A 24,513-nucleotide genomic window follows, 5' to 3' on the forward strand; every position below is an offset into this window, starting at 1 on the left:
GCATTGCGCTGACAATTAGCCAGTTGGTCAGCGTGATCGGCTCTGACCCGTGCCATGCTGGCGGCGATAGCGAATGAAAAAGCCCACCTTGGAAGGTGGGCTTTTTGTTGCCGCTGGCGTGGCTTACTTGGCTGCCAGCCAGTCCCTGGCGCTGGCAATGGCCGCGCTCAGGTTTTCCGGCTGTGTGCCGCCGGCCTGGGCCATGTCCGGACGACCACCGCCCTTGCCGCCGACCTGCTGTGCCAGATGGTTGACCAGCTCGCCGGCTTTGAAACGGCCGGTCAGGTCCTTGGTGACGCCGGCGATCAGCGCCACCTTGCCGTCGGACTTGCTGCCCAGCGCAATCACGGCGGAGCCGAGCTTGTCCTTCAGCTTGTCGAGCAGGTCGCGCAGCGCGGCGCTGTCGGCACCGTCCAGCTCGGCGGCCAGCAGCTTGACGCCGTTCACCTCGATGGCCTGTTCCGCCAGGCTGTCGCCGGCGGAGGCGGCCAGCTTGCCCTTGGCGGCGGCCAGTTCCTTCTCCAGCGCCTTCAGTTCGCTTTGCAGCGCGCCGATCTTGCTGAGCACCTCGTCGCTGGTCTGCGCCTTGAGGCTGGCCGCAGTGGCCTTCAGTAGGCTGTCCTGGGCCTGTACGTAGGCGACCGCGCCTTCGCCGGTCACCGCCTCGATGCGGCGCACGCCGGCGGCAACGCCGCCTTCGGCCACGATCTTGAAGAAGCCGATGTCGCCGGTGCGGCCAACGTGGGTGCCGCCGCACAGTTCGGCGGAGAAGTCGCCCATCTGCAGCACGCGCACTTCGTCGCCGTACTTCTCGCCGAACAGCGCCATGGCGCCGGCACGGATCGCGTCGTCGTAGCCCATCAGGCTGGCCTTGACCTCGTGGTTGGCCGCGACCACGTGGTTGACCACGCGTTCGATCTCGGCGATTTCTTCGGCGCTGACCGGCTGGCCGTGGGCAAAGTCGAAGCGGGTGCGCTCGGCGTTGACCAGCGAGCCTTTCTGCGCGACGTGGTTGCCCAACACCTTGCGCAGCGCGGCGTGCAGCAGGTGCGTGGCCGAGTGGTTGCGCGCGGTGGCGAGACGCTTGTGCAGGTCGATGGTGGCCTGCACGGTATCGCCGATGGTGAGGCTGCCCTTGGCGAGGCGGCCGGTGTGGCCGAATACCGCCGACTTGATCTTCTGCGTGTCGTTGACGTCGAACAGGGCGCCCACGCCGCCGGCGACGGAGATCTCGCCGACGTCGCCGACCTGGCCACCGCCTTCGGCGTAGAACGCGGTGTTGTCCAGCACCACGATGCCTTCATCGCCTGCGGCCAACGTTTGTACCGGCTCGGTGCCCTTGTACAGCGCGATCACCTTGGCATCGACGCTGTGCTGGTTGTAGCCGTGGAAACTGGTATCGGCGCCGTCGTAGCTGACGTTGCCGGCAACCTTGAACGCGGACGCGGCACGGGCGCGGCTGCGCTGTTCTTCCATCGCACGTTCGAAACCGGCCATGTCGACCTCGATATGGCGTTCGCGGCAGATGTCGGCGGTCAGGTCGACCGGGAAGCCGAAGGTGTCATACAGCTTGAATACGGTGTCGCCGTCCATCGCGGTCTTGCCGCCGGCCAGTGCGGCGTCGACCAGTGCCATGCCGGTTTCCAGCGTTTCGGCGAACTTGATTTCTTCCTGGCGCAGCGCGTCCTCGATCACCGCCTGCTTCTGGCGCAGCTCGGGGTAGGCGTCACCCATCTCGCCCACCAGATCGGCCACGATCTTGTGGAAGAACAGGCCTTTCTGGCCCAGCTTGTAGCCGTGGCGGATGGCGCGGCGCGCGATGCGGCGCAGCACGTAGCCGCGACCGTCGCTGGACGGCAGGATGCCGTCGGCGATCATGAACGAGCAGGCACGGATGTGGTCGGCGATCACCTTCAGCGACGGCACGTTCTGGCTGTACTCGACGCCGGTTTCGCGGGCGGCGGCGCGCACCAGGCAGGCGAGGGCGTCGGTTTCGTAGTTGGATTTCACGTGCTGCAGCACGGTGGACAGGCGCTCCAGGCCCATGCCGGTGTCCACCGACGGTTTCGGCAGCGGGTGCAGGGTGCCGGTCTCGTCGCGGTTGAACTGCATGAACACGTTGTTCCAGATTTCCATGAAGCGGTCGCCGTCTTCGTCCGGGCTGCCTGGCGGGCCGCCGGCGACTTCTTCGCCGTGGTCATAGAAGATCTCGGTACACGGGCCGCACGGGCCGGTGTCGCCCATGGTCCAGAAGTTGTCGGACGCGTACGGTGCGCCCTTGTTGTCGCCGATGCGTACGATCTTCTCTGCCGGCAGGCCGACGGTCTTGTGCCAGATGTCGTAGGCTTCGTCGTCGCTGGCGTAGACGGTCACCATCAGCTTGTCTTTCGGCAGGTTCAGCCATTGCTCGCCAGTCAGGAATTCCCAGGCGTAGGTGATGGCATCCTGCTTGAAGTAGTCGCCGAAGCTGAAATTGCCCAGCATTTCGAAGAAGGTGTGGTGGCGCGCGGTGTAGCCGACGTTTTCCAGGTCGTTGTGTTTGCCGCCGGCACGCAGGCACTTCTGGCTGGTGGTGGCGCGGGTGTAGTCGCGCTTTTCGAAGCCGAGGAACACGTCCTTGAACTGCACCATGCCGGCCACGGTGAACATCAGGGTCGGGTCGTTGCCGGGGATCAGGCTGCTGGAGGCAACCACCTGATGGTTTTTCGAGGCAAAGAAGTCGAGGAACTTCTGGCGGATTTCAGCTGTTTTCATGGGGATTCGGTCAGTATCTTCAGTGAATTCGGGTTGCGGCCAACCTTGCGGTGGCGCGGTGCAGAAAGCGATGCCCGATTGTGGCAAGCGTGGCCGGTGCTGGCAAGTGCAGCGCGGTTTATTCGTCGTCGGGTTCGCCGCGCAGGACGCGCTGGATGATGTCCATGCCGAAGCCGCGGCTGGCGAGAAAGCGCATCTGCTTCAGCCGCTCCTGCTGGTCGGCCGGCGGACGGCCGAACTTGCGCTGCCAGACGGCGCGCGCGGTGGCCAGATCGTCCTGCTGTGCCAGCGCAGACTGGATGGTGTCGCGGTCGATGCCGCGTTCGCGCATTTCCTGCGCCAGGCGGCGGCTGCCGTACTTGTGGCCGCGGCTGCTGGCAAACTGCTCGGCAAAGCGGCTGTCCGATTGCCAGTGCTTGGCGGCCAGTTCGTCCAGCAGCGCGTCGATTTCTGCTTCGCTGTCGGCAAACGGCGCGAGCCGCCGCTTCAGTTCCAGCCGCGAGTATTCGCGGCGGGACAGAAGATCGACGGCTCGCGCCTTCAGGCTTTTTTCAGTGCCGGCCATCAGACATCGAAGGTATCGTCGAGCAGCTCTTCTTCGTCGGCGGCGTCATCCTTGTTGGCCACGATCTGCACACCGACGGTGTCGCGGATCTTGCGCTCGATTTCCTGAGCGACTTCCGGATTGTCCTTCAGCCACTGCCGGGTGTTGTCCTTGCCCTGGCCGATCTTCTGGCCGTTGTAGGCATACCAGGCGCCGGACTTGCTGATGAAGTCGTGCTCGACGCCCATGTCGATGATTTCGCCTTCGCGCGAGATGCCTTCGCCGTAGAAGATATCGAACACCGCCTGCTTGAATGGTGGCGACACCTTGTTCTTGACCACCTTGACGCGGGTTTCGTTGCCAATGACCTCTTCGCCCTTCTTGATGCCGCCGATGCGGCGGATGTCCATGCGCACCGAGGCGTAGAATTTCAGCGCGTTGCCGCCGGTGGTGGTTTCCGGGCTACCGAACATCACGCCGATCTTCATGCGGATCTGGTTGATGAAGATCACCAGCGTGTTGGTGCGCTTGATGTTGCCGGTCAGCTTGCGCAGGGCCTGCGACATCAGGCGCGCCTGCAGGCCGACATGGCTGTCGCCCATTTCGCCTTCGATCTCGGCCTTCGGTACCAGTGCCGCCACCGAGTCGACCACGATGACGTCGACGCCGCCGGAGCGCACCAGCATGTCGCAGATTTCCAGCGCTTGTTCACCGGTGTCCGGCTGCGAGATCAGCATCTCGTCGACCTTGACGCCCAGCTTTTGCGCGTAGGACGGGTCGAGCGCGTTTTCCGCGTCGATGTAGGCGCAGGTGCCGCCCAGCTTCTGCGCCTCGGCGACCACCTGCAGGCACAGCGTGGTCTTGCCGGACGATTCCGGGCCGTAGATTTCCACCACGCGGCCGCGCGGCAGGCCGCCAACGCCCAAGGCGAGGTCAAGGCCGAGCGAACCGGTGCTGATTACCTGCAGGTTTTCGTGCACCTGGTTGTCGCTCATGCGCATGATCGAGCCTTTGCCGAACTGCTTTTCGATCTGGGCCAGTGCTGCGCTCAGGGCCTTGCTCTTGTCTTCGGAACGCTCCGCCATGCTTGCTCCATTCATTCAACGGTGTGGTGTAAGGGATTGGGTTTGATTATGTACGTTTTCATCTGGCGTGCCAAATAAAAGCGACAGGCAACGATGCGTGCGCGCCACAAGGGCAGGGGCGCGCGGGATATTCAAGCGCAGGATTATCGCACAAAACCCCCGGGGGCCAAGCTTGCTTATGGCATAAGCGGCGGTGCAAGTAATGCTTTTGGCGACAAGCCAAGCTGTGCCAGAATGGCCGCATGTTGAATGAACGTACGCAACGCCTGCTCAAGGTGCTGGTCGAGCGCTATATCGCCGACGGCCAGCCGGTCGCCTCGAAAACCTTGGCCGCGGTCTCCGGACTGGAGCTGTCGCCGGCCTCCATCCGCAACATGCTGGCGGACCTGGAGGCGATGGGTCTGATTGCGTCGCCGCACACCTCGGCCGGACGGGTGCCGACGCAGCGCGGCTACCGCCTGTTCGTTGACCGCCTGATCACCATCCAGCCGCTGGCGGCGCCGATGGTGCAGGAGCTGCGCCACAACCTGCAGCCGGACAGCCCGCAGCGCGTGCTGCAGTCGGCGTCGCAGATGCTGTCGGAGCTGACCCAGTTTGCCGGCGTGGTGATGACGCCGCAGCGCCCGGACGGCGCCTTCCGCCAGATCGAGTTCTTGCGCCTGTCCGAACGGCGGGTGCTGATGATCCTGGTGACGCTGGAAGGCGATGTGCGCAACCACCTGTTCAATACTCCGCGCGACTACAGCGGCAGCGAGCTGATCGAGGCCGCCAATTTCCTCAACCAGCACTACGCCGGCCAGGCGCTGGCCGGGGTGGTCGAGCGCATGGAACGGGAGCTGACCTGCCTGCAGGGCGACATCTCCGGGCTGATGACGGCGGCGATCCATTTCGGCCGCGAGAGCCTCAGCGGCGACGAGGTGATGGTGTCCGGCGAGGGCAAGCTGCTGTGTGCCAACGACTTCGGCGGCGACCTGCAGCGCCTGCGCGAGCTGTTCGATACCTTCCAGCGCAAGACCGAGCTGCTGCAGCTGCTGGAGCAGAGCCGGCAGGCGCCGGGCGTGAACCTGTTCATCGGCGACGAGTCCGGCGTGGTGACGCTGGACGACTGCAGCGTGGTGATCGCGCCGTACCGGATGGGCGGCCAGGTGGTCGGCACCCTCGGCGTGGTCGGCCCGACGCGCATGGCCTACGAGCGGGTGATCCCCATCGTCGACATCACCGCGCGGCTGGTTTCCAGCGCGCTCAATCTCAACGACTAGAATTCACTCACCGGCCGCCTTGCGGCCAACCTTTTGACGGATCCGCCATGTCTTTTCTGCCCAAGATGCTGTTGTCCCTGCTGGCGCTGTGCGCCGCGCTGGCCCGTGCCGATGCCGCCTTTCTGGCGCGGCCGGACGTGCAGCGCTACATCGACGAACAGGTTGCCGCCGGCGTGCTGACGCGGCCGGAGCTGGAGGCGGTGTTCGCCAATGTCGAACTCAAACCGAACATCATCAGCATCATGGACCGGCCGTCCACCGCGCGGCCGTGGTACCAGTTCCGTCCCAATTTCTACAGTGAGCGGCTGATGGGCGAGGGCGTGGCGTTCTGGCAGGCCAACGAGGACGCGCTGCGCCGCGCCGAGCAGCAATACCATGTCGCGCCGGAAATGATCGTCGCCATCATCGGCATCGAGACCCGCTACGGCGGCAACACCGGCAGCTTCCGCCTGGCCGACGCGCTGTCCACGCTGGCCTTCGACTACCCGCGCCGCGCCGCGTTCTTCCGCGACGAGCTGACCGAGCTGCTGCTGCTGGCGCGCAGCGAGAACGTCAACGCCTTGTCACTGAAGGGCAGCTACGCCGGGGCGATGGGCTTGCCGCAGTTCATGCCGTCCAGCTTCCGCAAGTGGGCGGTGGATTTCGACGGCGACGGCCATCGCGACATCTGGAACAACCGCGTTGACGCCATCGGCAGCGTCGGCAACTACTTCCGGCTGCACGGCTGGCTGGGTGGCGACGACGTGGTGGTGCCGGCCGAGGTGACGCCGGGCGAGGCACTGGACAAGCTGCTGGCGGACAAATTCAACCTGCACTACAGCGTGGCCGAGCTGCGCGCGATGGGGGTGTCGCCGCTGGCGCCGGTGCGTGACGACGCCAAGGCGGTGCTGTTCGCGCTGGAAGTGGCGCCGGGCGAGACGCGCTACTGGCTGGGGCTGAACAACTTCTACACCATCACCCGCTACAACAAGAGCACGCTGTACGCGATGGTGGCGCACGAACTGGCGCAGGAAATCCGCAACCGCTACCTGGCGGCGCGTTTTGCCGTGACGCCTGCTCCCTGAACCGGGCGCAAACTGCTAGAATCGCCCGCCATGACCTATCAAGTTCTCGCCCGCAAATGGCGCCCCAAACGCTTCGCCGATCTGGTCGGCCAGGAGCACGTGGTGCGCGCGCTCAGCAATGCGCTGAAAGAATCGCGCCTGCACCACGCCTACCTGCTGACCGGTACCCGCGGCGTGGGCAAGACCACCATAGCCCGCATCCTGGCCAAGAGCCTGAACTGCGAGACCGGCACCACCGCCGAGCCGTGCGGTGTGTGCCAGGCCTGCACCCAGATTGACGCCGGTCGCTTTGTCGACCTGCTGGAAATCGACGCTGCGTCCAATACCGGCATCGACAACATCCGCGAAGTGCTGGAAAACGCGCAGTACACGCCGACCATGGGCCGCTTCAAGGTCTACATCATCGACGAAGTGCATATGCTGTCCAAGAGTGCCTTCAACGCGATGCTGAAGACGCTGGAAGAGCCGCCGGCGCACGTCAAGTTCATCCTCGCCACCACCGACCCGCAAAAAGTGCCGGTCACGGTGCTGTCGCGCTGCCTGCAGTTCAGCCTGCGCAACATGACGCCGCAGCAGGTGGCAGGGCATCTGGCGCACGTGCTGGACACCGAGGGCGTGAGCTTCGAGGCACCGGCGCTGGCGCTGCTCGGCCGCGCCGCCGCCGGCTCGATGCGCGATGCGCTGTCGCTGCTGGACCAGGCCATCGCCTACGGTGTCGGCGACGTGCGCGAAGACGGCGTGCGCGCGATGCTGGGTGCGGTCGACCAGCGCTACCTGTTTGCCCTGCTGGAGGCGCTGGCCGATGCCGACGGCGCGCGCCTGATGCAGGAAGTGGAGGCGCTGGTGGCGCGCGGTATCGGTTTCGACAGCGCGCTGGCCGAACTGGCGATGCTGCTGCACCAGCTGGCGCTGGCACAGACGGTGCCGGACGCCATCGCCGCCGACGAGCCGGAGCGCGACGCGCTGTTCGCCCTCGCGCAGCGCCTGGGTGCCGAGGACGTACAGCTTTACTACCAGATCGCGCTGCATGGCCGCCGCGATCTGGCGCTGGCGCCGGACGAACACGCCGGCTTCAGCATGACCATGCTGCGCATGCTGGCCTTCCATCCGGCACAGGGGGGCGCCGAGGTGGCGCCGCGTGCCGCCGTGCAGAACCGCCCGGCACCGGGCGCGCCACAGCCTGCGGCCAACCTTGCGCCGGCAACGGCGGCGGTGTCGCCCGCGCGCGCGCTGCTGGCCAATATCGGCGGCAAGTCGGCGGTGACGCCTGCCGCCGCCGCCGAGCCGCTGCCGGCGGCAGAAACGGAACCCGAGCCCGCCCCCGCGGCGGCGGCCGTCACGCCGCCAGCGGCTGACGTCACGCCACCGCCACCGGTCGATCTCGCGCCGTGGCACGAGGCTCCGGTGGCAGCGCCTGCGGCAGCGGGTGAGGCGGCCGGACCCATGCCGGACTCTGACGAGGTTGACGCGGCCGATACGGTCGACGACGAGATAGTCGAGTTGCCGGCCGCCGGCGACGCCGACGGCGAACTGGCCGAGTATGCGCTGCTGCAGGCGGAGGCCGACGCCGCGCCGGCACAGCCGGCGGTTGTCGCCTTCGATGGCGACTGGTCGGCGCTGATCGGCCAGCTGGGGGCCAGGATGGGCGCCGCGCGCATGCTGGCGCAGAATGCGGCGCTGAAACGGTGGGACGGCGAGGTGTTCCACCTTGCGGTGCCGGAAGCGTTCCGCAATATGGCGGGCCGCGATTTTCAGGACAAACTGCGCACGGTGCTGGGCGAGCACCTGGGCCGTGCGGTACAGATCAGCGTGTCGATCGAGACGCTGGATGTGGAAACCCCGGCGATGCGGGACGCCCGCTTCAAGCGCGAGCAGCTGGCCGAGGCCAGGCTGATCATGCAAAACGATAAGGTGGTACAGCAACTCGTGCAGGAAATGGGCGCGACCTTGCTGGCCGAGACGATACAACCCGTTCAGGAGTAAGACGATGTTTGGTAAAGCCGGAATCGCGGGTCTGATGAAACAGGCCCAGCAAATGCAGGAAAACATGAAAAAGGCGCAGGAAGAACTGGCCAAGATCGAGATCGAGGGCCAGTCCGGCGCCGGTCTGGTCAAGGTGGTGATGACCTGCAGCCACGACGTGAAGCGCGTCAGCATCGACGACAGCCTGCTGGACGACGCCAAGGAAGACAAGGAAATGCTGGAAGACCTGATCGCCGCCGCGTTCAACGACGCCAGCCGCAAGGCCGACGCGCTGTCGCAGGAGCGCATGTCCGGCTTCACCGCCGGCATGAACCTGCCGGCCGGGATGAAGCTGCCGTTCTGAGTCATGCCCCGACAAAGGTTGGCCGCAAGCCGTGCGTGCTTGCGGCCAACCTTTTTTGTGATCCACAGGTCCTGTCATGAAAAATCCTCCGTCCCTCGATCAACTGATCGCCGCACTGAAGGTGCTGCCCGGCGTCGGCCCCAAGTCGGCGCAGCGCATGGCCTTCCACCTGCTGCAGCGCGACAAGGCCGGCGCCGACAAGCTGGCGCGGGCGCTGGACCGGGCGCTGCTCAATCTGCGCCACTGCGAGCGTTGCCATACCTTCAGCGAGACGCCGCTGTGCAATGTCTGTGCCGACGACCAGCGTCGCCAGGAGGTGCTGTGCGTGGTGGAGATGCCGGCCGACCTGCTGATGCTGGAGCAGACCCGCTGCTACGACGGCCTCTACTTCGTGCTGATGGGGCGGCTGTCGCCAATGGACGGGGTCGGCCCCAAGGACATCGATCTGGAGCGGCTGATCGCGCGCGCCTGTGACGGCGTGGTGGCCGAGGTGATCGTGGCCACCAACTTCACCGCCGAAGGCGAGGTCACCGCGCACCTGATCGCGGAAATGCTGAAGGCGCAGGGGCTGAAGGTGACGCGCATCGCGCGCGGCATGCCGGTCGGCGGCGAGCTGGAGTACGTCGATCCGGGCACGCTGGCGCAGGCGATGTACGAGCGGCGCACGCTGAGCTGAATGCTTGCCGGCCATGAAAAAGCCGCCCGGTCCGGGCGGCTTTTTTGCGGCCAACCTTGGGTCAAGCTTGGGCTCAGCCCAGCAGCTTGTGCAGGGTCTTCTCGTATACCTGCGACAGCGGCTCGATGTCGTCGACGCTGACGCACTCGTTCAGCTTGTGGATGCTGGCGTTGATGGGGCCGAACTCCACCAGCTCGCGCGCGATGCGCTTGATGAAGCGGCCGTCGGAGGTGCCGCCGGTGGTGTTCAGCTCCGGCTCCACCCCGGCAACCTCGTGGATCGCGCCGCTGATGGCGTCGGTCAGCGCGCCCGGTGCGGTCAGGAACGGGTTGCCGGACAGCAGCCAGTGCAACTCGTAGGCCAGGCCGTGCTGGTCGAGGATCTGGTGCACGCGGTCCTTCAGTGTTTCCGCGGTGTGTTCGGTGGAGAAGCGGAAGTTGAACTTGATGTCGCAGCTGCCGGGGATGATGTTGGTGGCACCGGTGCCGGCGTGGATGTTGGAAATCTGCCAGCTGGTCGGCGGGAAGTACTCGTTGCCGTGATCCCACACCTCGGCGGCCAGTGCCGCCAGGGCCGGTGCCGCCAGGTGCACCGGGTTCCTGGCCAGCTGCGGGTAGGCGATATGGCCCTGGATGCCGTGCACGATCAGGTGGCCGGACAGCGAGCCGCGGCGGCCGTTCTTGATGGTGTCGCCGAAGCGCTGCGACGAGGTCGGCTCGCCGACGATGCAATAGTCGATCACGTCGCCGCGTGCTTCCAGCGCATCGACCACGCGCACGGTGCCGTCGGTGGCGATGCCTTCCTCGTCGGAGGTGATCAGGAAGGCAAGGGTGCCCTTGTGCTGCGGCTTGGCCGCGACAAAGCGCTCGCTGGCGGTGATGAAGGCGGCCAGCGACGCCTTCATGTCGGCCGCGCCGCGCCCGAACAGGTGACCGTTGCGGATCACCGGCTGGAACGGATGGCTGTCCCACTGGTCGACCGGGCCGGTGGGCACCACGTCGGTGTGGCCGGCAAAGCACAGCAGCGGCGCGCCGTGGCCGCGATGGGCCCAGAAGTTGCTGACGTCGCCGAACGGCATGCGCTCGATGGTAAAGCCGAGGTCTTCCAGGCGCGCGATCATCAGCTCCTGGCAGCCTTCGTCGCGCGGGGTGATCGAGTCCAGGGCGATCAGGGTGCGGGTCAGTTCCAGGGTTGCGCTCATTTGCCGAATGCCTCCTGATAGTCGGCTTCCTTGAAGCCGAGGTGCAGCTTGCCGTCATGCTCCAGCACCGGACGCTTGATCAGAGACGGCTTGCAGATCAGCAGGTCGATGGCGCTGGCCGGGATGGTCGCCAGTGCCTTTTCGGCGTCGCTGAGCGCGCGCCAGGTGGTGCCCTTGCGGTTGATCACCTGTTCGAGGCCGAGGCTGTCTATCCATTGCGCCAGCTTGTCGGCGGCGATGCCCTGTTTCTTGAAGTCGTGGAAGGCGTAGTCGATGCCCTGCGCGGCGAGCCATTGGCGGGCTTTTTTGACGGTGTCGCAGTTGGGAATGCCGTAAAGGGTAATCATGGTGGTTGTAATCGTCGGCTGTGGTTCAGTGGGATAGGGTAAAGCCGGCAAAGCTTTCGCCGTCGTCCGGCTTGCTGTCTTCCGGCTTGCTGTTGTCGTGGTTGATCAGCCAGTACAGGTTGGTCGGCGAGTCGGCGTTGTGCAACGCTTCCTCCAGCGAGATCAGGCCGTCCTTGTACAGGCGGAACAGCGACTGTTCGAAGGTCTGCGCGCCCTCGGTCATGCTGGCCTCGATCGCCTCCTTGATCTTGTCGATCTCGCCGTTGCGGATCAGGTCGGCGATGTGCGAGGTGTTGATCAGCACCTCCAGCGCCGGGCGGCGCTTGCCGTCAGTGGCGGGGATCAGGCGTTGCGAGATCACCGCCTTCAACGCGGCCGACAGGTCCATCAGCAGCGCGCTGCGGTTTTCCAGCGGGAAGAAGCTGATGATGCGGTTCAGCGCGTGGTAGCTGTTGTTGCCGTGCAGGGTAGAGATGCACAGGTGGCCCGATTGTGCGTAGTTGATGGCGTGGGTCAGCGTTTCGGCGTCGCGGATCTCGCCGATCATCAGCACGTCCGGCGCCTCGCGCATCGCGCTTTTCAGTGCGTTCTGGTAGCTGTGGGTATCGACGCCGATTTCGCGCTGGTTCACCAGCGAGCGCTTGTGCTCGAAGATGAATTCGATCGGGTCTTCCACCGTCAGGATGTGGCCGGTCTGTGTCTGGTTACGCTGTTCGATCATCGCCGCCACCGTCGAACTCTTGCCGGAGCCGGTGGCGCCGACGACAAAGATCAGGCCGCGCTTGAGCGAGGTCAGCTCCTTCAGCGTTTCCGGCAGGTTGAGTTGGCCCAGCGACGGAATCTTGGGCGCGATGTAACGGATGACGATGCCGATGCTGCCGCGCTGACGGAAGATGTTGACGCGGTAGTTGCCCAGCTCGTCCACCGCGGTGCCGAAGTTCATCTCCAGCTCGCGTTCGAACTCCTCGATCTGTTCCGGACTCATCAGGCTGTGGGCGAGGCGTTGCACGTTTTCCGCGCTCAGCGGCTTGTCGTTGACCGGCAGGGTGTGGCCGTCGATCTTGATTTGCGGTGGGGCGCCGCAGCTGAAAAACAGGTCGCTGGCCTTCTTGTCGGCCATCAGCTTCAGGAACGGGAGCATGAGCATGGTTGCGGGTTGCCTTGTTGGTCGCCTCGGGTGGCGCTAGTCTAGCCCGAATGGTAGCCGGCTGTAGAGAGTCCGGCCATGAAAAAACCCGCCTGGCGACGGGTTGGTGGTTGTGGGCGCGAAGGCGTCAGGCGCGCAGCGCGCGGCGCAGGATCTTGCCGACGTTGGTTTTCGGCAGCTCGTTGCGGAACTCGACCGCCTTGGGCACCTTGTAGCCGGTCAGGTTGGTCTTGCAGTGCTCGATGATGTCCTTCTCGTTCAGGCTCATGTCCTTGCGCACCACGAAGACCTTGACCACCTCGCCGGACTTGTCGTCGGGGACGCCGACGCAGGCCACTTCCAGCACTCCCGGGTGCATGGCCACCACGTCCTCGATCTCGTTCGGATACACGTTGAAGCCGGACACCAGAATCATGTCCTTCTTGCGGTCGACCAGCTTCACGAAGCCGTCGTCGGTGATCACGGCGACGTCACCGGTGGCGAGATAGCCCTGGCTGTCGATGACCTTGGCGGTCTCGTCCGGGCGGTTCCAGTAGCCTTTCATCACCTGCGGGCCGCGGATGCACAGCTCGCCGGCCTCGCCGCGCGCCACCGGCTTGCCGTCGTTGTCACGCAGCTCGATCTCGGTGGACGGCACCGGCACGCCGATGGTGCCGTTGTATTCCTTCAGGTCCAGCGGGTTGATGCAGGCGGCGGGGCTGGTCTCGGTCAGGCCGTAGGCTTCGATCAGCGGCGTGCCGGTGACCTGTTTCCACTTTTCCGCCACCGCCTTCTGCACTGCCATGCCGCCGCCCAGCGCCAGGCGCCAGGTGGAGAAGTCGACGCTCTTGAACTCCGGGTGGTTCAGCAGCGCGTTGAACAGGGTGTTGACCCCCGTCATCGCGGTGACCTTGTACTTCTTCAGCTCCTTGATGAAGCCGGGGATGTCGCGCGGGTTGGTGATCAGCACGTTGAGGGCGCCCAGCTCGGTGAATACCATCAGGTTCGCGGTCAGCGAGAAGATGTGATACAGCGGCAGGGCGGTGATGATGATTTCCTGGCCCTCGCGGACAACCGGTTTCACCCATTCGCCGGCCTGCAGCATGTTGGCGACGATGTTCTTGTGCAGCAGCATCGCGCCCTTGGCGACGCCGGTGGTGCCGCCGGTGTACTGCAGGAAGGCGATGTCGTCGTGGCCGAGGGTGACCTTGCGCAGCGGCTGCTTGCTGCCCAGTGTCAGCGTGTCGTTGAAGCGGGTGTGGCCCGGCAAGTGCCACGGCGGCACCATCTTCTTGATCTTGCGTACTACGAAATTGACGATCAGCGACTTGGGGAAACCGAGCATGTCGCCGATGGCTGCCACCACCACGTTATTGACCGGCGTGCGCGCAATCACGTCCTCCAGTACGCCGGCGAAATTCTCCAGAATGACGATGGTATCGACGCCGGCATCCTTGAGCTGGTGTTCCAGTTCGCGCGGGGTGTACAACGGGTTGACGTTGACCACGGTGCAGCCGGCGCGCAGGATGCCAAACACCGCCACCGGATACTGCAGCAGGTTGGGCATCATGATGGCGACGCGGGCACCCTTGGCCAGCTGCAAGGTGTTTTGCAGGTAGGAGGCAAAATTGGCCGACAGGGTGTCCAGTTCGCCGTAGCTCAAGATCTTGTCCATGCACGCCATGGCCGGGCGGTCGCGGAATTTGTTGACGCTGCGCTCAAAAACCTCGACGACCGACTGGAATTCGTTGATGTCGATCTCGTGGGCTACACCGGCTTGGTAGTTTTTTAGCCAGATTTTTTCCATAACGTGTGGCTTCTCCATCGTGCTGTTTATGCGATGCCGCTGCCGAGCCCCTCGGTGCGGTGTGTTGTATCTATCTTTTTTAGCATTATCCAAAGCTGCATTCCAAACGACCGTTCGGAATCATTGCAAATGTACAGGATGTCACCGCCAGTGCAAAGCGCGGGCTCCGGCGGGCACTTGGTGCATTGGTTTTCATCTGTCGTGAAATCAGGTATAATCGCGCCATTTTAAGGGATGGGCGGTTCGCCCATTTTTCATTTCTGGAATCGAATGCCCATGGATGTACGTTTGCTGCTTGAGAATACGCTGCCCGGTCTGGGGTATGAACTGGTTGATTTTGAATTGACCCCCGGTGGTGGTTTCCGCGTGTTCATCGACAAGCCGGGCGGCATTACGGTCGAGGATTGTGTCAGCACCAGTAACCACCTGACGCGCCTGTTCATGGTTGAAAACATCGACTATGACCGACTGGAAGTGTCCTCGCCGGGCCTTGATCGCCCCTTGAAGAAGGAGGCGGATTATGTGCGCTTCCAGGGGAGCCTGGCCAAGGTAAGAACCCGTTTGCCGGTCGAGCAGCAGAAGCGTTTCATGGGTCGTATCGCGGGCATCCAGGACAGCGTCTTGCAGCTTCAGCTCGAAGATGGTCGCACTGTGGCCATTCCCCTGTCCAATATCGACAAAGCCAGGCTGGAGCCTGAGTTCTGATCGGGCAGGATGTTGGCCGCGTATATAAGGTAAAGAAGAAATTCGGAGGGTTGGATGAGTCGTGAAATCTTGTTGCTGGTGGATGCACTGGCAAGTGAAAAGAACGTCAGCCGTGAAGTGGTATTCGGTGCGCTGGAACTGGCCCTGGCCTCGGCGACCAAGAAGAAGTTCAATGAAGATGAGCTGGATATCCGTGTCGAGATCGATCGCCACACCGGTCAGTACCATACTTTCCGTCGCTGGACCGTGGTCGATGCCGAGGCGCTGGAATTCGAAGACCGCGAACTGAGCCTGGAAGAGGCGCGCGAGCGTGATCCCGCCGCCGAGCTGCACGGCGTGATCGAAGAGCCGATGGAAGCGGTCGAATTCGGCCGTATCGGCGCCCAGGCCGCCAAGCAGGTCATCCTGCAGAAAATCCGTGACGCCGAGCGCGAGCAGCTGCTGAACGAGTTCCTGCAGCGCCGCGAGAGCATCGTGGTCGGTACCATCAAGCGTATCGAGCGCGGCAATGCCATCGTCGAGTGCGGTCGTCTGGAAGCGGTGCTGCCGCGTGACCAGATGATCCCGAAGGAAAACCTGCGTGTCGGTGACCGCGTCAAGGCCTACCTGATGCGTGTTGACCGCCAGGGTCGTGGCCCGCAGCTGATCCTGTCGCGTACCGCTCGCGAATTCCTGGTTCAGCTGTTCGAGCTGGAAGTACCGGAAATCGAGGAAGGCACGCTGGAGATCAAGGAAGCCGCACGGGACCCGGGCCTGCGCGCCAAGATGGCGGTGAAATCCAACGATGCGCGTCTTGACCCGCAGGGTACCTGCATCGGCATGCGCGGTTCGCGCGTGCAGGCGGTGACCCAGGAACTGGCGGGCGAGCGCATCGACATCGTGCTGTGGTCGCCGGACCCGGCCCAGTTCGTCATCAACGCGCTGTCGCCTGCCGAAGTCAATCGCATCATGATCGACGAAGACAACCACAATATGGACGTGGTGGTCGAGGAAGAACAGCTGGCGCTGGCCATCGGTCGTAGCGGTCAGAACGTGAAGCTGGCTGCCGAACTGACCGGCTGGGGTCTGAACATCCTGACCGTGGCCGAAGCGGAAGAAAAGCATCTGGAAGAAGATGCCAAGTTGCGTGAACACTTCATTCAGCACCTCGGTGTCGATGAAGACATGGCCAACCTGCTGGTGCAGGAAGGCTTTGCTACGCTGGAAGAAGTGGCGTATGTGCCAGTGGCGGAAATGCTGGAAATCGAAGGTTTCGACGATGCGCTGGTGAACGAGCTGCGCAGCCGGGCCCGCGATGCCATCCTGACCCTGGCCATTGCCTCGGAAGAAAAAGTGGAAGAAGTGGCCGACGAGCTCAAGGATCTGGAAGGTATGGATGCCGAGCTCTTGCGCAAGCTGGCCGAAAACGGCGTGACTAACCGTGACGACCTGGCCGATCTCGCCGTTGACGATCTGGTCGACATGACCGGCATGGAGTCCGAGGCTGCCCGCGCCTTGATTATGAAGGCTCGTGAGCACTGGTTTGACCAGTAAGGCCCGGAACGATTGCTAGAGGAATTAGGAATACGCATGGTTTTGACAAATATTAAGCAGTTTGCCAGTGAGCTTGGCCTTTCTCCCGAAAGGCTCGTTGAGCAGTTGAACAAGGCCGGTGTCGCCAAGCGCGGTCTGGAAGAAACCCTGACCGAAGGCGACAAGAAGCGTTTGCTGGACTTCCTGAAAACGTCGCACGGTGCCCGCGACGCGAACCAGGTGACCCTGACCCGCAAGCAGACTTCCGAGGTGCAGAGCGCAACGGGCAGTACGGTGAAGGTGGAAACCCGCAAGAAGCGCGTGTTCGTGCGTCCGGAAGACGAAGCGCCGAAGACTGTCGCTGCACCAGTTGCGGCAGAGCCGGCAGTGGTTGCCGCTCCGGTAACGGAAGCCAAGCCCGAGCCTGTCGTCGTTGCCGAGCCAGCCAAGGTGGAAGCCGCTAAGCCGGTGGAAGCCAAGCCTGCTGCAGCCAAGGCGGAAAAATCTGCCGAGAAGGCACCGGAAACCAAGGTGGAGGCCAAGCCTGCCGCTGTGGAAACTCCGGCCGCACCGGTGAAACAACCGACACTCAGCCGTCCGGCCTCGATCCTGTCCGACGCCGAGCTGGCCTCCCGCGCCGCGGAAGAGGCTCGCCAGGCCGAATTCCGTGCTCGCCAGCAAGCGTTGATGCGTGAAAAGCAGGAACGTGAAGCCCGTCGTACCGCTGCCCGCCTGGAAGCCGCAGCGCCGGCCGCTAAGCCGGCACCGGTGGAAGCCAAGCCTGCTGCGCGTACCGAAGACATGCCGCGTTCGGCCAAGCCGACCCAGCCACGCATGCAGCCTGCTGCTGCCGGCGGTCGTGACGGCGCCCGTACCGACGGTGCCCGTCCGCAAGGCGGCCAGCGTCCTGCCGGTGCGACCGGTCAGCGTCCGGGCCAGGGTGGTGCAGGTCGTCCTGCCGGCGCGGGTGCCCGTCCGGCAGCCGGTGCAGCCCCTTCGCGTCCGGCTCCGGCTGGCGCACCCGCCGCCGCTCCGGCGCCGGCAGGCGATGCCCGTCGCGGTCCGGCGAAAAAAGGTGGTGCCGGTGGTCGTGACTGGAACGACGGCAAAAAAGGCAAAGGCCTGAAGACCCGCGGTGGCGATGCCAGCAATGACTGGAAGAGCCGCAAGGGTGGCAAGCACAAGAATGGCAACAACGCCCATGCTTTCCAGGCGCCGACCGAGCCTATCGTGCACGAAGTGCTGGTGCCGGAAACCATCACCGTTGGGGACCTCGCTCACAAGATGGCAGTCAAGGCTGCCGAAGTGATCAAGGTGCTGATGAAGATGGGCATGATGGTGACCATCAACCAGGTGCTGGACCAGGAAACCGCGCTGATCATCGTGGAAGAAATGGGCCACGTCGGCAAGGCCGCCCAGGCGGACGATCCGGAAGCGTACCTGGACAAGGATGAAGTGGCCGAAGCCGCCGAGGCGCTGCCGCGTCCGCCGGTAGTGACCGTGATGGGTCACGTCGACCACGGTAAGACCTCCTTGCTCGACTACATCCGTCGCGCCAAGGTGGCGTCCGGCGAAGCCGGTGGCATTACCCAGCACATCGGTGCCTACCACGTGGAAACTCCGCGCGGCGTGGTGACCTTCCTCGATACCCCGGGTCACGAAGCGTTTACCGCGATGCGTGCCCGTGGTGCCAAGGCGACCGACATCGTGATTCTGGTGGTGGCTGCCGACGACGGCGTGATGCCGCAAACGATTGAAGCGATCCACCATGCCAAAGCGGCCGGTGTGCCGATCGTGGTGGCCGTGAACAAGATCGACAAGCCTGAGGCCAACGTCGAGCGGCTGCGCCAGGAACTGGTTGCCCACGAAGTGGTGCCGGAAGACTGGGGTGGCGACACCATGTTTGTCGAAGTGTCGGCAAAAACCGGTCAGGGCATCGACTCGCTGCTGGAAAGCATCCTGCTGCAGGCCGAAGTGCTGGAATTGACCTCGCCGGTCAATGCGCCGGCCAAGGGTGTGATCGTCGAAGCGCGTCTGGACAAGGGCCGCGGCCCGGTGTCCACGCTGCTGGTGCAGTCCGGTACCCTGAAGAAGGGCGACGTGATTCTGGCCGGTACCGCCTTCGGTCGCGTTCGCGCCATGATCGACGAGAATGGCAAGCAGATCGACGAAGCCGGTCCATCGATTCCGGTGGAGATCCTGGGTCTGTCCGACGTGCCCTCCGCTGGTGAAGACGCGATGGTGCTGACCGACGAACGCAAGGCGCGTGAAATTGCGTTGTTCCGTGCCGGCAAGTACCGTGACGTACGCTTGGCCAAGCAGCAAGCTGCCAAGCTGGAAAACATGTTTGCCCAGATGGCGGAAGGCGAAGTGCAGAGCATGTCGCTGATCATCAAGGCCGACGTGCAGGGTTCCTACGAAGCGCTGGCGCACAGCCTGCAGAAACTGTCGACCGACGAAGTGCGCGTCAACATCCTGCACTCCGGCGTGGGCGGCATTTCCGAATCCGACATCAACCTGGCGATTGCGTCCAAGGCCATCGTGGTGGGCTTCAACGCCCGCGCCGATGCTGCCGCGCGCAAGCTGGCGGAGAGCGAAGGCGTCGAAATCCGTTACTACAACATCATTTACGATGTGGTGGACGACGTGAAGGCGGCCATGTCCGGCATGCTGGCTCCGGAGAAGAAGGAGCAGATCCTGGGTACAGTCGAGATCCGTCAGGTTATCTCGGTGTCCAAGGTAGGCAACATCGCCGGTTGTATGGTGACCGACGGCATCATCAAGCGCTCTGCTCACGTCCGTCTGATTCGTCACAACGTGGTGGTGCATACCGGCGAACTCGACTCGCTCAAGCGCTTCAAGGACGACGTTAAGGAAGTGCGCCAGGGTTACGAATGTGGCCTGATGCTGAAGAACTTCAACGACATCCAGGAAGGCGATCAGCTGGAAGTATTCGAAATCGTCGAAGTGGCGCGTACACTGTAAGACGGTGGTTAGGGGCGGGAGCAAGGTTGGCCGCAAGGCCGGCCTTGCCCCGCCTTTTTGAGTTTTATCTGCCACGAAACCCACGAAAAAACACGAACAGCTTGCCGTGGCTTGTCCGCAAGGGCGCAACGGCTTCGTGTCCTTTCGTGGTATTCGTGGCCCAATAGGTGTTTGCAATCATGGCCAAAGCCAAAAAAGGTTTCTCCCGCTCGGACCGCATCGCCGAGCAAATCCAGCGCGAGCTGGCCGAGCTGATCCGCAAGGGGCTGAAGGATCCGCGCGTCGGTTGGGTTACCATCACCGCGGTGGAAGTGACCCGCGACTACTCCCACGCCAAGGTGTTCTACACGGTGATGGAAGAGGGTAAGCGCGAGATCACCCAGGAAGCGCTGGAAAGCGCTGCCGGCTACCTGCGCAACGGCATCGGCAAGGTGCTGCAGATTTTCACCACGCCGCAGCTGCACTTCATTTATGACGACTCCATCGAGCGCGGCGTGTACATGAGCCGCCTGATCGATGAGGTCAACGGCACGGCGGTGACGGTGGCCCAGGATGCCGGCAGCGACGCGGACGAAGCCGAGGACGACGAGCCGGTTGACGGCGCGGACGACGAGGCTGGCGACAAGGCATGAGCGCACCACGTCGGGTGAAACTGCCGATCAACGGCGTGCTGCTGCTGGACAAGCCTTACGACGTCAGCTCCAACGGTGCCCTGCAGAAGGCGCGCTGGCTGTACAGCGCGGCCAAGGCCGGGCATACCGGCGTGCTCGATCCGCTGGCGACCGGCCTGCTGCCGGTGTGCTTCGGCGAGGCGACCAAGTTCTCGTCCTATCTGCTGGATGCCGACAAGGGCTACCGCGCCACCGTCAAGTTCGGCCAGGTCACCACCACCGGTGACATCGAGGGCGAGGTGGTTATCGAGCGGCCGGTGGCGTTTGACCGCGCGACGCTGGAGCAAACGTTGGCCGCATTCTGCGGCGTGATCACCCAGGTGCCGCCGATGTATTCGGCGCTGAAATTCCAGGGGCGGCCGCTGTACGAGTATGCGCGCGAGGGCATCGAGATCGAGCGTGCCGGGCGCGAGGTCACCATCCATGAGATCAAGTTGCTGTCGTTTGACGGCGTCGATACCGCGGTGATCGAGGTGCTGTGCAGCAAGGGTACCTATATCCGCACCCTGGCACAGGACGTGGGCGAGCGTCTCGGTTGCGGCGCGCACCTCACCGGCTTGCGCCGCACCACCACCGGCGGCTTCCGGCTGGAGGAGGCGCATACACTGGAGGCGATCGAAGCCTTGCCGCGCGAGGCGCGCGACGGCCTGCTGCTGCCGGTCGATATCCTGGTGTCGCATTTCCCCGAGCAAACGTTGGCCGCAGAAGACGCGCGCCGCTTTTGTCACGGCCAGGCCGTGCGCGGTGCCGAAAACTGTGCGACAATGCAGCGCTTTCGTGTTTACCACGCGCAAACACGCGAGTTTCTCGGACTGGCGGAGGCAACGGAAGACGGTTTGCTTCAACCGGTGCGGGTGATGGTTGCTCCGGCAACCGAATAGTGAAGTGTGGATGGGTTTCGGCTCGCTACACTTGTCGGGTGGCAACACCCTAAACCGATATCGGAGTTTATTATTATGGCAATGACCGCCGCTCAAAAAGCACAGATCGTTAAAGATTTCCAGCGCCAGGAAGGCGACACCGGTTCTACCGAAGTTCAGGTAGCCCTGCTGACCGCTCGTATCAACGATCTGACCCCGCACTTCAAAGCGAACACCAAGGATCATCACAGCCGTCGCGGCCTGCTGAAACTGGTTAGCTCCCGTCGTCGCCTGCTTGACTACCTCAAGCGCACCGACGTCGCTGGCTACCGCGCTCTGATCGCTCGTCTGGGTCTGCGTAAGTAATCGGTTTAAATTCGGAAAAGTCGCAGCCTGTCTGCGACTTTTTCGTTTCTGCAGTATCTTATTGAGTCAACGGGGGGAGCCTCTAGGAATCGGTATCGGTTACGGTGTTGATTGCTAGGGGTTCCCGTTGCAAGTTCTATTCCTTAAATCAAAGGAAACCTCACGTGTTTAATAAAGTTAGCAAATCGTTCCAGTACGGTCGCCACACCGTGACCCTGGAAACCGGCGAAGTGGCCCGTCAGGCCTCCGGCGCCGTGGTCGTTACCGTTGAAGATACCGTGGTACTGGTATCGGTTGTCGGCTCCAAGAACGTCAAGCCAGGCCAGGATTTCTTCCCGCTGACCGTGGACTACCTGGAGCGTACCTACGCGGCCGGCAAGATCCCGGGCGGCTTCTTCAAGCGCGAAGGCAAGCAGTCCGAGAAGGAAATCCTGACCAGCCGCCTGATCGACCGTCCTATCCGTCCGCTGTTCCCGGAAGGCTTCTACCACGACGTGCAGATCGTGGCCACCGTGATGTCGCTGAACCCGGAAGTGGATTCCGATATTCCGGCCATGATCGGCGCCTCCGCCGCGCTGGCCATCTCCGGCCTGCCGTTCAACGGCCCGATCGGCGCTGCCCGTGTCGGCTACGCCAACGGCGAATACATCCTGAACCCGACCAAGACCGAGCTGGAAACCTCGGAAATGGACCTGGTGGTCGCCGGTACCCAGCGTGCCGTGCTGATGGTTGAATCCGAAGCCAAAGAGCTGTCCGAAGCCGTGATGCTGGGCGGCGTGGTGTTCGGCCACGAGCAGATGCAGGCCGCGATCAACGCCATCAACGAATTCGCCGACGAAGTGAATCCGGTAATGTGGGACTGGGCTGCGCCGGCACAGAACGAAGAGCTGATCGCCAAGATCCGCGACATCGCCGGCGAAATGATCGCCAACGCCTTCCGCATCCGCCAGAAGGGCGCCCGCTCCGAAGCGCTGGGCGCGGCCTGGACCGCAGTGAAGAGCGCGCTGATCACCGAAGACACCGACACCCTGGTGGCCAACGAGATCAAGGGCATCTTCAAGTCGCTGGAAGCCGAGATCGTGCGTGGCCAGATCCTGGCCGGCGAACCGCGTATCGACGGTCGCGACACCCGCACCGTGCGTCCGATCGCCATCCGCACCGGCGTGCTGCCGCGCGTACACGGCTCCGCGCTGTTCACCCGTGGCGAAACCCAGGCCATCGTGACCACCACGCTGGGCACCAAGCGTGACGAGCAGATCATCGACGCGCTGGCCGGTGAATACACCGACCGCTTCATGCTGCACTACAACTTCCCGCCGTACTCCACCGGCGAAGCCGGCCGCATGGGCCCGCCGAAGCGCCGCGAAATCGGCCACGGCCGTCTGGCCAAGCGCGCGCTGGCACAGGTTCTGCCATCGGAAGCCGATTTCGGCTACACCATGCGTATCGTGTCGGAAATCACCGAATCCAACGGCTCCTCGTCGATGGCTTCCGTGTGCGGCGGCTGCCTGTCGCTGCTGTCCGCCGGTGTGCCGCTGAAGGCGCACGTGGCCGGTATCGCCATGGGCCTGATCCTGGAAGGCAACCGCTTCGCGGTGCTGACCGACATCCTGGGTGACGAAGATCACCTGGGCGACATGGACTTCAAGGTGGCCGGTACTGCCGCAGGCATCACCGCGCTGCAGATGGACATCAAGATCCAGGGCATCACCAAGGAAATCATGCAGATCGCGCTGGAACAGGCCAAGGAAGGCCGCGTTCACATCCTCGGTCACATGAAAGAGGCGATCGAAGGCCCGCAAGAGCTGTCGAACCACGCGCCACGCCTGTACGTGATGAAGATCAACCCGGAGAAAATCCGCGAAGTGATCGGCAAGGGCGGCGAAACCATCCGCGCCATCACCAAGGACACCGGTTGCGAGATCAACATCGGTGAAGACGGCACCATCACCATCGCTTCGGTTTCCACCGAGAGCGCGGAAGCCGCCAAGCAGCGTATCGAAGAGATCACTGCCGAAGTGGAAGTGGGCAAGGTGTACGAAGGCCCGGTGGTGAAGATCCTCGACAACAACGTCGGCGCCATCGTGTCCATCATGCCGGGCAAGGACGGTCTGGTACACATCTCCCAGATCGCCCACGAGCGCATCAAGAACGTGGCCGACTACCTGCAGGAAGGCCAGATCGTGAAAGTGAAAGCGATCGAGATGGACGACCGCGGTCGCGTGCGTCTGTCGATCAAGGCACTGCTGGACAATCCGGCAGCGGCTCCGGCCAGCGGCGACGCGGCTTTCGGCCTGAAAACCGGCGCCTAAGCCCGTACGCTAGCGCATGAACAAACCGCCTGTCCGGCTCGCCGGGCAGGCGGTTTTTTATTGCGGCCAACCTTTGCGGTCAGCCGGTGCCGGTCGCCGCCGCGCGGCGCTTGCCCGGTCGCGGCCGGTAGTCGGCGAGGCCCGGCACCTGCCACAGATACCAGGTCGCGACGCTGCGGTAGGGACTGCAGGCGGCGGTGGCGGCCAGCAATTCGCGGCGGCCGGGCAGCGCCGGCAGCGCTTTCAAAAAACGGTAGCCCTCGCGCACGCCGAAGTCATCGACCGGCAGGATGTCCGGCCGTGCCAGGGTGTAGAGCAGCAGCATTTCCACCGTCCAGCGGCCGATGCCCGGCAGGGGCACCAGCCGCTCGATCAGTTCGGTGTCGGATAGCTGCGCCGCCTGCTGCCGCGACGGCACGCGGCCGTCCAGCGTGGCGGCGGCGATGGCGTGGATGGTGGCGACCTTGCGCCCGGAAAAGCCGCAGCCGCGTAATTGCCCAGCGTCCAGCGCCAGCAGTTGTTCCGGCGTCGGGAACACCGGTTGCGGCTGGCAGGCCAGCAGCCGGGCCAGCATGGCATCGCCAGCGCGCACGTGCAGTTGCTGGTAGGCGACGGCGCGTACCAGCGCCTCGTACGGCTCGCGCGCCGGCTTGGGTTGCAGCCGGCAGTGGCCGACCCCGGCCACCAGTCGTGCCCAGTCGGCGTCGATGGCGGCCAGGTGCCGGCTGGCGGCGTGGTAGGGGTCATGGTAGGGGTCATGGTAGGGGTCATGGTAGGGGGCTTGCGGCAGGGTAGACATGGCTGGCAGGATGGAGAATGGCAGACAGCACACGCTAACCCCGCGCCGCGCCGGTCGCATCCTGTTTCTTGCGGCGGTCTGTTGCAATCGCGACCGCTGTCGCAAAATAGGCGA

Annotated in this window: 20 protein-coding genes; 12 read left to right on the forward strand and 8 right to left on the reverse strand. The window is 63.8% G+C overall.

Annotated elements, in window-relative coordinates; all coding sequences use genetic code 11:
- Positions 1 to 123: 123 nt before the first annotated feature.
- The 3 genes from alaS to recA form a co-directional block, all read right to left on the reverse strand.
- Entirely contained in the window at positions 124 to 2,754 is a 2,631-nt protein-coding gene (alaS, locus tag IE100_RS09610) for an alanine--tRNA ligase (RefSeq protein WP_189373858.1), read from the reverse strand.
- A gap of 118 nt (positions 2,755 to 2,872) precedes the next feature.
- Positions 2,873 to 3,319, reverse strand: a complete 447-nt coding sequence (gene recX / locus IE100_RS09615; protein WP_189373859.1) for a recombination regulator RecX — start codon at positions 3,317 to 3,319, stop codon at positions 2,873 to 2,875.
- Complete coding sequence (gene recA, locus IE100_RS09620; protein ID WP_189373860.1) at positions 3,319 to 4,383, reverse strand: recombinase RecA; 1,065 nt, start codon at positions 4,381 to 4,383, stop codon at positions 3,319 to 3,321. The genes recX and recA overlap by 1 nt, the downstream gene beginning before the upstream one ends.
- Positions 4,384 to 4,625: 242 nt before the next feature.
- Here recA and hrcA point away from each other — a divergent pair, with 242 nt between their 5' ends.
- The 5 genes from hrcA (at position 4,626) to recR (ending at position 9,708) form a co-directional block, all read left to right on the forward strand.
- Positions 4,626 to 5,642, forward strand: coding sequence for a heat-inducible transcriptional repressor HrcA (gene hrcA, locus IE100_RS09625; protein WP_189373861.1), 1,017 nt, complete (start codon positions 4,626 to 4,628; stop codon positions 5,640 to 5,642).
- Positions 5,643 to 5,689: 47 nt separating this feature from the next.
- On the forward strand, positions 5,690 to 6,706 hold the full coding sequence (mltB, locus tag IE100_RS09630; RefSeq protein WP_189373862.1) for a lytic murein transglycosylase B: 1,017 nt from the start codon (positions 5,690 to 5,692) through the stop codon (positions 6,704 to 6,706).
- 30 nt (positions 6,707 to 6,736) lie between these two features.
- Complete coding sequence (dnaX, locus tag IE100_RS09635) at positions 6,737 to 8,689, forward strand: DNA polymerase III subunit gamma/tau (protein ID WP_189373863.1); 1,953 nt, start codon at positions 6,737 to 6,739, stop codon at positions 8,687 to 8,689.
- A 4-nt stretch (positions 8,690 to 8,693) separates the two neighbouring features.
- Complete coding sequence (locus tag IE100_RS09640) at positions 8,694 to 9,032, forward strand: YbaB/EbfC family nucleoid-associated protein (RefSeq protein ID WP_189373864.1); 339 nt, start codon at positions 8,694 to 8,696, stop codon at positions 9,030 to 9,032.
- Between the two features lie 76 nt (positions 9,033 to 9,108).
- Positions 9,109 to 9,708 (forward strand): recombination mediator RecR, encoded by a 600-nt coding sequence (gene recR / locus IE100_RS09645; RefSeq protein ID WP_189373865.1) that lies wholly within the window; start codon positions 9,109 to 9,111, stop codon positions 9,706 to 9,708.
- A gap of 73 nt (positions 9,709 to 9,781) precedes the next feature.
- Here the strand turns inward: recR and dapE are convergent, their stop codons facing one another.
- From dapE to IE100_RS09665, 4 genes are all read right to left on the reverse strand, one after another.
- On the reverse strand, positions 9,782 to 10,909 hold the full coding sequence (gene dapE, locus IE100_RS09650) for a succinyl-diaminopimelate desuccinylase (protein WP_189373866.1): 1,128 nt from the start codon (positions 10,907 to 10,909) through the stop codon (positions 9,782 to 9,784).
- A complete protein-coding gene (locus IE100_RS09655; protein WP_189373867.1) occupies positions 10,906 to 11,256 on the reverse strand; it encodes an ArsC family reductase in 351 nt (116 codons plus the stop codon). The genes dapE and IE100_RS09655 overlap by 4 nt, the downstream gene beginning before the upstream one ends.
- A 25-nt stretch (positions 11,257 to 11,281) precedes the next feature.
- Positions 11,282 to 12,403 carry a PilT/PilU family type 4a pilus ATPase gene (locus IE100_RS09660; RefSeq protein ID WP_189373868.1) on the reverse strand — a complete coding sequence of 374 codons (1,122 nt, stop codon included), beginning with the start codon at positions 12,401 to 12,403 and terminating at the stop codon, positions 11,282 to 11,284.
- Positions 12,404 to 12,530: 127 nt separating this feature from the next.
- Entirely contained in the window at positions 12,531 to 14,189 is a 1,659-nt protein-coding gene (locus IE100_RS09665; RefSeq protein WP_189373869.1) for a long-chain-fatty-acid--CoA ligase, read from the reverse strand.
- Between the two features lie 276 nt (positions 14,190 to 14,465).
- Between IE100_RS09665 and rimP the strand changes: the two genes are divergently transcribed.
- The 7 genes from rimP to pnp all read left to right on the forward strand — a co-directional run bounded on the left by rimP (position 14,466) and on the right by pnp (position 23,600).
- Positions 14,466 to 14,894: a ribosome maturation factor RimP gene (rimP, locus tag IE100_RS09670; RefSeq protein ID WP_189373870.1), complete on the forward strand. Its 429-nt coding sequence runs from the start codon at positions 14,466 to 14,468 to the stop codon at positions 14,892 to 14,894.
- A gap of 54 nt (positions 14,895 to 14,948) precedes the next feature.
- Positions 14,949 to 16,427 (forward strand): transcription termination factor NusA, encoded by a 1,479-nt coding sequence (gene nusA, locus IE100_RS09675; protein ID WP_189373871.1) that lies wholly within the window; start codon positions 14,949 to 14,951, stop codon positions 16,425 to 16,427.
- A gap of 36 nt (positions 16,428 to 16,463) precedes the next feature.
- Entirely contained in the window at positions 16,464 to 19,391 is a 2,928-nt protein-coding gene (gene infB / locus IE100_RS09680; protein WP_189373872.1) for a translation initiation factor IF-2, read from the forward strand.
- Positions 19,392 to 19,570: 179 nt separating this feature from the next.
- Positions 19,571 to 20,023 (forward strand): 30S ribosome-binding factor RbfA, encoded by a 453-nt coding sequence (gene rbfA / locus IE100_RS09685; protein ID WP_189373873.1) that lies wholly within the window; start codon positions 19,571 to 19,573, stop codon positions 20,021 to 20,023.
- Entirely contained in the window at positions 20,020 to 20,943 is a 924-nt protein-coding gene (gene truB / locus IE100_RS09690) for a tRNA pseudouridine(55) synthase TruB (protein ID WP_189373874.1), read from the forward strand. The genes rbfA and truB overlap by 4 nt, the downstream gene beginning before the upstream one ends.
- A 75-nt stretch (positions 20,944 to 21,018) precedes the next feature.
- Positions 21,019 to 21,288, forward strand: coding sequence for a 30S ribosomal protein S15 (rpsO, locus tag IE100_RS09695; protein WP_189354131.1), 270 nt, complete (start codon positions 21,019 to 21,021; stop codon positions 21,286 to 21,288).
- Between the two features lie 164 nt (positions 21,289 to 21,452).
- On the forward strand, positions 21,453 to 23,600 hold the full coding sequence (gene pnp, locus IE100_RS09700) for a polyribonucleotide nucleotidyltransferase (protein ID WP_189373875.1): 2,148 nt from the start codon (positions 21,453 to 21,455) through the stop codon (positions 23,598 to 23,600).
- 79 nt (positions 23,601 to 23,679) lie between these two features.
- On the opposite strand, the gene IE100_RS09705 is transcribed toward pnp, so the two are convergent.
- A complete protein-coding gene (locus tag IE100_RS09705) occupies positions 23,680 to 24,399 on the reverse strand; it encodes a DNA-3-methyladenine glycosylase family protein (protein WP_189373876.1) in 720 nt (239 codons plus the stop codon).
- Between the last annotated feature and the right edge of the window lie 114 nt (positions 24,400 to 24,513).

Source organism: Vogesella alkaliphila (genome assembly GCF_014652475.1).
Classification (GTDB): Bacteria; Pseudomonadota; Gammaproteobacteria; order Burkholderiales; family Chromobacteriaceae; genus Vogesella; species Vogesella alkaliphila.

Bases quoted from the DNA above. Each gene is read 5' to 3' on its own strand.
- alaS (WP_189373858.1), bottom strand. From the start codon at position 2,754: ATGAAAACAGCTGAAATCCGCCAGAAGTTCCTCGACTTCTTTGCCTCG.
- recX (WP_189373859.1), bottom strand. From the start codon at position 3,319: ATGGCCGGCACTGAAAAAAGCCTGAAGGCGCGAGCCGTCGATCTTCTG.
- recA (WP_189373860.1), bottom strand. From the start codon at position 4,383: ATGGCGGAGCGTTCCGAAGACAAGAGCAAGGCCCTGAGCGCAGCACTG.
- hrcA (WP_189373861.1), top strand. From the start codon at position 4,626: ATGTTGAATGAACGTACGCAACGCCTGCTCAAGGTGCTGGTCGAGCGC.
- mltB (WP_189373862.1), top strand. From the start codon at position 5,690: ATGTCTTTTCTGCCCAAGATGCTGTTGTCCCTGCTGGCGCTGTGCGCC.
- dnaX (WP_189373863.1), top strand. From the start codon at position 6,737: ATGACCTATCAAGTTCTCGCCCGCAAATGGCGCCCCAAACGCTTCGCC.
- IE100_RS09640 (WP_189373864.1), top strand. From the start codon at position 8,694: ATGTTTGGTAAAGCCGGAATCGCGGGTCTGATGAAACAGGCCCAGCAA.
- recR (WP_189373865.1), top strand. From the start codon at position 9,109: ATGAAAAATCCTCCGTCCCTCGATCAACTGATCGCCGCACTGAAGGTG.
- dapE (WP_189373866.1), bottom strand. From the start codon at position 10,909: ATGAGCGCAACCCTGGAACTGACCCGCACCCTGATCGCCCTGGACTCG.
- IE100_RS09655 (WP_189373867.1), bottom strand. From the start codon at position 11,256: ATGATTACCCTTTACGGCATTCCCAACTGCGACACCGTCAAAAAAGCC.
- IE100_RS09660 (WP_189373868.1), bottom strand. From the start codon at position 12,403: ATGCTCATGCTCCCGTTCCTGAAGCTGATGGCCGACAAGAAGGCCAGC.
- IE100_RS09665 (WP_189373869.1), bottom strand. From the start codon at position 14,189: ATGGAAAAAATCTGGCTAAAAAACTACCAAGCCGGTGTAGCCCACGAG.
- rimP (WP_189373870.1), top strand. From the start codon at position 14,466: ATGGATGTACGTTTGCTGCTTGAGAATACGCTGCCCGGTCTGGGGTAT.
- nusA (WP_189373871.1), top strand. From the start codon at position 14,949: ATGAGTCGTGAAATCTTGTTGCTGGTGGATGCACTGGCAAGTGAAAAG.
- infB (WP_189373872.1), top strand. From the start codon at position 16,464: ATGGTTTTGACAAATATTAAGCAGTTTGCCAGTGAGCTTGGCCTTTCT.
- rbfA (WP_189373873.1), top strand. From the start codon at position 19,571: ATGGCCAAAGCCAAAAAAGGTTTCTCCCGCTCGGACCGCATCGCCGAG.
- truB (WP_189373874.1), top strand. From the start codon at position 20,020: ATGAGCGCACCACGTCGGGTGAAACTGCCGATCAACGGCGTGCTGCTG.
- rpsO (WP_189354131.1), top strand. From the start codon at position 21,019: ATGGCAATGACCGCCGCTCAAAAAGCACAGATCGTTAAAGATTTCCAG.
- IE100_RS09705 (WP_189373876.1), bottom strand. From the start codon at position 24,399: ATGTCTACCCTGCCGCAAGCCCCCTACCATGACCCCTACCATGACCCC.